The organism is Saccharopolyspora karakumensis (assembly GCF_004349225.1).
Taxonomy (GTDB): domain Bacteria; phylum Actinomycetota; class Actinomycetes; order Mycobacteriales; family Pseudonocardiaceae; genus Saccharopolyspora; species Saccharopolyspora endophytica.
In genome coordinates, this window is record NZ_SMLA01000071.1 from 20315 (window position 1) to 27129 (window position 6815).

The window sequence follows — 6815 nt, forward strand, 5'->3', positions numbered from 1 at the left end:
GCCGGCGGCGGACTCCGGAAAATCGGAGGTGGGATCCAGCCTGGTGGCGGTAGTTTCCGGGCATGTCTCGATCAGTGGTGACCGCCGATGACCTCGCTCTCGCCGTGCGGCTGGCCGTGACGCTGCTGCGGGAGGTGCCCGCCGAGGCGTGGCGGTCTCGGGCCGGAACGCTGGAGTGGGACCGCTGGGAAACGGTGGAGCACCTCAGCGACGACCTGTTCTCCTACGCCGTGCAGCTCGGCCCCGCCGCACCCGCGTTGGACCGTCTCGTGCCGTTCGTGTGGCAACCGCACCGGCAGGGCGGGCCGTGGAACGCCGTGCACGCCGACCCCGAGGCCGGGCCGTCCGGTCTGCTGCTGACGCTGGAGGCCACGGGCGCGCTGCTGGTGGCGATGGTGCGCACGGCATCACCGCAGGTGCGCTCCTACCACGTGTACGGCAACTCCGATCCCGAAGGCTTCGCGGCGATGGGCATCGCGGAAACCCTCGTTCACGTCCACGACGTCGCCGACGGCCTCGACCTGGACTGGAACCCGCCGGCCGAGCTGTGCACCCGCGTGCTCGACCGGCTCTTCCCCGAAGCCCCGACCTCCACCGATCCGTGGGCGGTGCTGCTGTGGTGCACCGGCCGCGCGGACCTGCCGGGCCGTCCCAGGCCGGTCTCGTGGCGCTGGGACGGCACACCCCGGGATGAGGTCAGTGGGCGAGCTTGAGGCCGACCACGCAGCTGATCAGGCCGAGCAGCAGCGCGATCTTGACCGGTGAGATCGATTCGTCGCCGGTGGCCATCGAGTAGCCGACGGTGAGCACCGCCCCGATGGCCACCCACACCGCGTAGGAGGTGCCCACGGGCAGCGTGCGCATCGCGATCGCCAGCCCGCCCATGCTGATCGCGAGCGCGACGACGAACACCAGCGACGGTGCGAGTCGGCTGAACCCTTCGGATTTGCCGAGGGCGAGCGCCCAGACGGCTTCGAACATGCCGGAGATGATGAGAACGATCCACGCCATGACGGTGCGCGCTCCTCACGCGCCTGCACCGTCTTTGCATGGCCAGGTACGGTGCGCCTCGTCCGGATCCGATTCACCTCTGATTGTGCCCAATCCCCGCGCCGGGGTCAGCTCCAGGACTGGTGAACTCTGCCACCAGCAACTCCAGAAGCATCCGTGTCACGGCGGTTTTCCGGTGCGGGCGAACGCATCCGGGCGTTGCCCGGCACGAGGCGTTCCGCCGCGGAGATCGTAGGCATGAGGCGGTTCGGTCCTATTCCGCGGCCTTCGCCAGTGGAGTGCTGCGCTGCTCGAGGTCGCTGAGCCAGCGCAGGAACGCGCGTGCCGGTGCCGCGTGAGGGGCGGCGTCGAGGGGCCGTATCAGGTAGTGGGCTTGGCGCATGGGCCACGATCGATCGAGGGCAAGGCTGACGCGGCCGGTGGCCACGGCGGTGCGCGCGAAGCGCTCGGGGACCACAGCGCAGGCATCGCCGGCGGCGGCGATCTCGACCGCGGTGACGCTGGTGTCCACGGTGATGCGCTCAGGGGGCGCGATGTTGTCGGGCAGGATGCGCTGCCACACGTCGTCGAATCCCAGGACCTGAACCCTGGGGCGGGCGGCGAGGTCGGTGACGGAGGTTACCGGCCCGTAGCGGGCGAGGTGGGCGGGGCCGTGGATGACCACGGCGTTGTCGTGGTGGAGCAGTTCGCTGTGGACCCCGGACCACGGGCCGCGTCCTTGGTGGATGTCGATGTCGACCTCGCCGGGAGTCAGCGCCTCCGACCACACGGCGCAGACGAGACGCAGTTCGATTCCGGGATGCGCCTCCTGGAACTCGTGAATCCGAGGCGCCAACCACGTGGTCGCGTAGGACACCTGGGTGCGCACGGTGAGCTGTTCGCGTCGCACAGCGCCGAACAACCCGTTGGTTGCCGCGGCGAGGTCCGCCAGGCTCTCGCGCACCGCAGGCAGGTAGGCCCGGCCGAGTTCGGTGAGCTCAACGCTGCGGGCGCGACGTTCGAACAGGCGCACCCCGAGGTGAGTCTCCAACGTGCGGATGCGTTGACTGACCGTGGCGGGCGACAGGTGCAGTTCCTCAGCGGCGGCGACGAAGCTCTCCACCCGGGCAGCGGCCTCGAACGCCTGAACGCAGGGAAGCGGAGGGAGAGGGGCGCGCACCGGGCGAGGGTACCCCTCAAACCCCGGTCAGACTCATTCCTTTGGCATCTCAGCGCCGGTACGCGTTGTTTGATTGGGGGCTCGTTGGCGGCGAGGCTGGTGGTGCACCACCGATCGAAGGAGACCACCGCCGATGATCGAGGACACCGACCCGCACAGCGCTCCGCCTCCGCACGTCGCCGCGGACGTCGAACCGGAGGGAACTCTCAGGCTCGGCCACCGCAATCTGTCGCTCGTTCTGGATGGCCGGGAACGCCACTTCCACTACGTGTGGCTGCGCGACAACAGCTGGGCGGCCGCCGACCGGATCTTCCAGTCCAGCGAGCGCAAGCTCTTCACTCCCTCCATCGCCACCGCGATCGCTCCGACCGAGGCGGCGTTCGACCCGCTCGAGGGATTGGAGGTGCTCTGGAACGACGGACAGCGGTCTCGGTACTCGCCGGAGTGGCTGCGTCGGCACGACTACTCCGAGACGCCTCGGACCGCTCGCCGGCACGCCGTGACCTTGTGGGACGAGACCGGGATCGACCTACCCCGGTTCGCTCACGCCGATGTCGTCAACACCACCGAGGGCCAACTGTCCTATCTCGACGCCGTCATCGAGCACGGCGCGGCGATCGTCACCGGTGTCCCCTCGGCCGATCGCGAGGTCGAACGGTTCGCCGAGACGCTCGGCCACGTCCGGGAGGTCGCCTTCGAGCGCGTCCACAACGTCCACCACGACCCCACCGGCTACAACGTCGCTCACACACCTGGAGAGCTCAAGCCGCACACCGACCTGCCCAGCTACAACTGGCCCCCGTCCGTCCAGCTGCTGCACGTGCTCACCAACCAGGCCGCCGGCGGCGAGTCGACCCTCGTCGACGGCTGGGCCGCGCTGGCTGAGCTGCGCGCTCAGGCGGCCGCCCACTTCGAGATCCTGTGCCGGGTTCCGGTGCCCTACCAGCTGTTCAGCGAGGTCGAGGACACCTGGGCCGAGAACCCGATGATCCAGCTCGACACCGACGGCAACGTCAAGGTCTTCCGCTTCTCCAACCAGCTCGCCCAGCCGCTGTCGATCCCCTTCGACCAGGTCGAACCGTTCTACGACGCTTATCGCCACCTCGGCGGCATCATCGACTCCGGCCGCCACAGGGCCACCTTCAAGTCCGAAGACGGCGACCTGATCACCGTGCACTCCCATCGCGTGCTCCACGGCCGACTGCCCTACGACCCGGCCAGCGGTGCACGCCACCTCCAGGACGTCTACATGGAGTTCGACGACTTGCTCGCGCGTCGCCGTGTGCTCCGCGGCGAGCACAAGCCCGTGCCCGCCCAGCAGCCCGACGAAACCCGGGAGGCCTCGTGACCGGCCAGGAGAAGATCGGCGACCAGGCGCCGGCCGTCGGCTTCACGTCGATGACCGACGGAACGGCCCAGGACTACCAGCTCCTCGCCCGGTACGAGGACGCCGAACTCGCCCGGTTTCCCGACCGGATCCTGAGTTGGCTGCAAGCCATGGACGATCACTCCGGCTACCAGGTCACCCGCCTCGAACACAGCCTTCAGGCCGCGACGCGAGCCCACGAGGCCGGTGAGGACGAGGAGACGGTCGTGTGCGCACTCGTTCACGACATCGGTGACCTGCTCGCCCCGGCCAACCACTCCGAGGTGGCAGCCGCTGTCGTGCGTCCCTACGTCTCGGAACGCAACTACTGGGTCCTCAAGCACCACGGGGTGTTCCAGGGGATCTACTGGTTCCACCACGTCGGCGCTGACCCGCACGCCCGCGACCGCTGGGCCGATCACCCGTGGTACCAGGACTGCGTGGACTTCTGCGCCAACTACGACCAGAACTCCTTCGACCCCGACTACCCCACCCAACCGCTGGAGTTCTTCGAACCCATGATCCGGCGCGTCTTCGCCCCCGACCGCGTCAAGGCGCCCGACCTGGAGAGCCCAGCACCGCTCACACGTCAGCGCCCGGAGCTGAGGGGGTGGTGATCGCCGCGCTTGCGACCACGGCCGCAGTCGCGGCGACCACCACCTCGGCGAAGGGGGCTCGTGGACACTCCCCGATCACCCGCTTCCCGCCGGCAGCAGCGGGATCGGAGCAGCTGGAGGGGCGCGCAGAGCGCGTCGCCCCTCTTCGCCGCGCGCGCTCGTCCTGTACGCCAGGTGAGGTTGCACACCGATGGGCGACCCGGGTGGATAACCATACAGTCGGTCGCATAAACTTTCCGCATGTCCAAGGTTCTGACGTCACTGCCGGTCGGCCAGCGGGTCGGCATCGCCTTCTCCGGGGGTCTCGACACCTCCGTCGCCGTGGCCTGGATGCGCGACAAGGGTGCCGTTCCGTGCGCCTACACCGCCGACATCGGGCAATACGACGAGTCCGACATCGCTTCGATCCCGGGCCGGGCCAAGGACTACGGCGCCGAGATCGCGCGCATGGTCGACTGCCGCGAGCCGCTGGTCGAGGAGGGGCTCACCGCGCTGTCGTGCGGAGCGTTCCACATCCGCTCCGGTGGGCGCACCTACTTCAACACCACCCCGCTGGGCCGTGCGGTGACCGCGACGCTGCTGGTGCGCGCGATGCTCGCCGACGACGTGCAGATCTGGGGTGACGGGTCGACGTTCAAGGGCAACGACATCGAGCGGTTCTACCGCTACGGCCTGATGGCCAACCCGCGGCTGCGCATCTACAAGCCGTGGCTGGACGAGGACTTCGTGCAGCAGCTGGGTGGCCGGCAGGAGATGTCGGAGTGGCTGGTCGAGCACGGCCTGCCCTACCGCGACTCGGCGGAGAAGGCCTACTCCACCGACGCCAACATCTGGGGCGCCACTCACGAGGCCAAGTCGCTGGAGCACCTCGACACCGGCATCGAGATCGTGGACCCGATCATGGGTGTGCGGTTCTGGGACGAGTCGGTGGTCATCGCGCCGGAGGACGTCACGGTCTCCTTCGTGCAAGGCCGCCCGGTGGCCATCAACGGCAAGGAGTTCTCCTCGCCGGTCGACCTGGTGCACGAGGCCAACGCGATCGGTGGCCGGCACGGGCTGGGCATGAGCGACCAGATCGAGAACCGCATCATCGAGGCCAAGAGCCGCGGCATCTACGAGGCGCCGGGCATGGCGCTGCTGTTCACCGCCTACGAGCGGCTGGTCAACGCCATCCACAACGAGGACACGGTGGCCAGCTACCACAACGAGGGCCGCAAGCTGGGCCGGTTGATGTACGAGGGTCGCTGGTTCGATCCACAGGCGCTGATGCTGCGGGAGTCGTTGCAGCGCTGGGTGGGTTCGGCGATCACCGGTGAGGTGACGCTGCGGCTGCGCCGGGGCGAGGACTACTCGATCCTCGACACCCGCGGCCCGGCGTTCTCCTACCACCCGGACAAGCTGTCGATGGAGCGCACCGAGGACGCCGCGTTCGGCCCGACCGACCGCATCGGCCAGTTGACGATGCGCAACCTCGACATCGCCGATTCGCGGGCCAAGCTGGAGGGTTACGCGCAGCTGGGGCTGGTCGGCAAGGCCCAGACCGAGCTGGTGGGATCGTTGCAGGCCGGCGGCGCGGAGGCGATCGCCTCGGTGGGCGCTGAGGAGTCCGAGTCGCAGGCGTTGGATCGCGCGGCGATGGAGTCGGGCACCGACTGAGACCACCCCGTGGCCGTCCGCGCTGCACGATCTGCGCGGGCGGCCATGATCGCATCTGCCCGCTGCGAGCGCGTGCGGGGGCGCTGGGTTCGGCGGCTCCGGGCGATGTGGTTAGGGTCCGATGATGGACCGGGGTCGCGTTGCGGAGGTGCGAGTTGTCGGGTGACCGGCCGAGTACGCAGGAGCTGGAGGCCGCGAGCGGCGTCACGATCGACGATGTGCTGGCGCCGGATCTCAAGGTGCTGTTCTGCGGGATCAACCCGGGGTTGTGGTCGGGTGCCACGGGGTACCACTTCGCTCGTCCGGGCAACCGGTTCTGGCCGGTGCTGCACGCCAGCGGTTTCACGCCGCGCGAGCTGGCTCCGCAGGAGCAGTCGGAGCTGCTGGGTCTGGGTTTGGGCATCACCAACCTGGTGGCTCGTGCCAGCGCGAAGGCCGCGGAGCTCTCCGATGAGGAGTTGCAGGCCGGGGCGGAGGCGTTGACCGCGAAGGTGCGGCGCTACCGGCCTCGGTGGGTGGCGGTCGTGGGGATCACGGCATATCGGGCGGCGTTCGGTGCCAAGCGCGCCACCTTCGGTGCGCAGGACCGGACGATCGGCGATGCGGGTGTGTGGGTGTTGCCCAATCCCAGTGGCCTGAACGCGCATTGGAGCGCCGGGACGCTGGCCGCGGAGTTCGGCCAGCTCAGGCAGGCGGTCATGGCCGGCGACGAGTGCCGCTGCGGGTGAGTGATCGACGGGTGCGGGTGGGTTAGGGAACACGGGGGTGTGCTTTACCGGTCCGTGACCGGTAGGGTCTGCTCCGCCGGAACGGAAGTCCCCGATCCGGTGACATTGGCCGTTTGCTGACGCAGAGTCGATACGGATGACTATTCAAGACGATCTTGCTCGACCGTGGTTCCAGCCCGTGGTCCCCTCGGAAGCGCAACAGCAGCAGCCGGATCCGGGACCGCCGACGACGCGCATGATGGGCCAGCTGCCCGTGGACGAGGCGATCGATCCCGCCC

At 68.9% G+C, this 6815-nt stretch carries 7 protein-coding genes and 1 riboswitch; of the genes, 5 read left to right on the forward strand and 2 right to left on the reverse strand.

All coding sequences use genetic code 11. The features are described from left to right. The first annotated feature begins 62 nt into the window (after positions 1 to 62). Positions 63 to 713 (forward strand): hypothetical protein, encoded by a 651-nt coding sequence (locus tag E1202_RS28220; protein ID WP_132686369.1) that lies wholly within the window; start codon positions 63 to 65, stop codon positions 711 to 713. Here E1202_RS28220 and E1202_RS28225 read toward each other — a convergent pair. Then, complete coding sequence (locus tag E1202_RS28225) at positions 697 to 1011, reverse strand: DMT family transporter (protein ID WP_132686370.1); 315 nt, start codon at positions 1009 to 1011, stop codon at positions 697 to 699. The two genes, E1202_RS28220 and E1202_RS28225, sit on opposite strands and share 17 nt — an antisense overlap. A gap of 22 nt (positions 1012 to 1033) precedes the next feature. After that, positions 1034 to 1098, reverse strand: a riboswitch (guanidine-III (ykkC-III) riboswitch). A gap of 166 nt (positions 1099 to 1264) precedes the next feature. Beyond that, positions 1265 to 2170 carry a LysR substrate-binding domain-containing protein gene (locus E1202_RS28230; protein WP_132686371.1) on the reverse strand — a complete coding sequence of 302 codons (906 nt, stop codon included), beginning with the start codon at positions 2168 to 2170 and terminating at the stop codon, positions 1265 to 1267. Between the two features lie 133 nt (positions 2171 to 2303). On the opposite strand from E1202_RS28230, the gene E1202_RS28235 reads away from it, so the two are divergent. The 4 genes from E1202_RS28235 to mug all read left to right on the forward strand — a co-directional run bounded on the left by E1202_RS28235 (position 2304) and on the right by mug (position 6537). Beyond that, complete coding sequence (locus E1202_RS28235) at positions 2304 to 3518, forward strand: TauD/TfdA family dioxygenase (protein ID WP_132686372.1); 1215 nt, start codon at positions 2304 to 2306, stop codon at positions 3516 to 3518. Beyond that, a complete protein-coding gene (locus tag E1202_RS28240) occupies positions 3515 to 4153 on the forward strand; it encodes an HD domain-containing protein (protein WP_207918960.1) in 639 nt (212 codons plus the stop codon). Before E1202_RS28235 ends, E1202_RS28240 begins: the two co-directional genes overlap by 4 nt. A 240-nt stretch (positions 4154 to 4393) precedes the next feature. Further along, positions 4394 to 5809: an argininosuccinate synthase gene (gene argG, locus E1202_RS28245; RefSeq protein WP_132686373.1), complete on the forward strand. Its 1416-nt coding sequence runs from the start codon at positions 4394 to 4396 to the stop codon at positions 5807 to 5809. A gap of 155 nt (positions 5810 to 5964) precedes the next feature. Further along, positions 5965 to 6537, forward strand: a complete 573-nt coding sequence (mug, locus tag E1202_RS28250; RefSeq protein WP_132686374.1) for a G/U mismatch-specific DNA glycosylase — start codon at positions 5965 to 5967, stop codon at positions 6535 to 6537. Positions 6538 to 6815 lie beyond the last annotated feature (278 nt).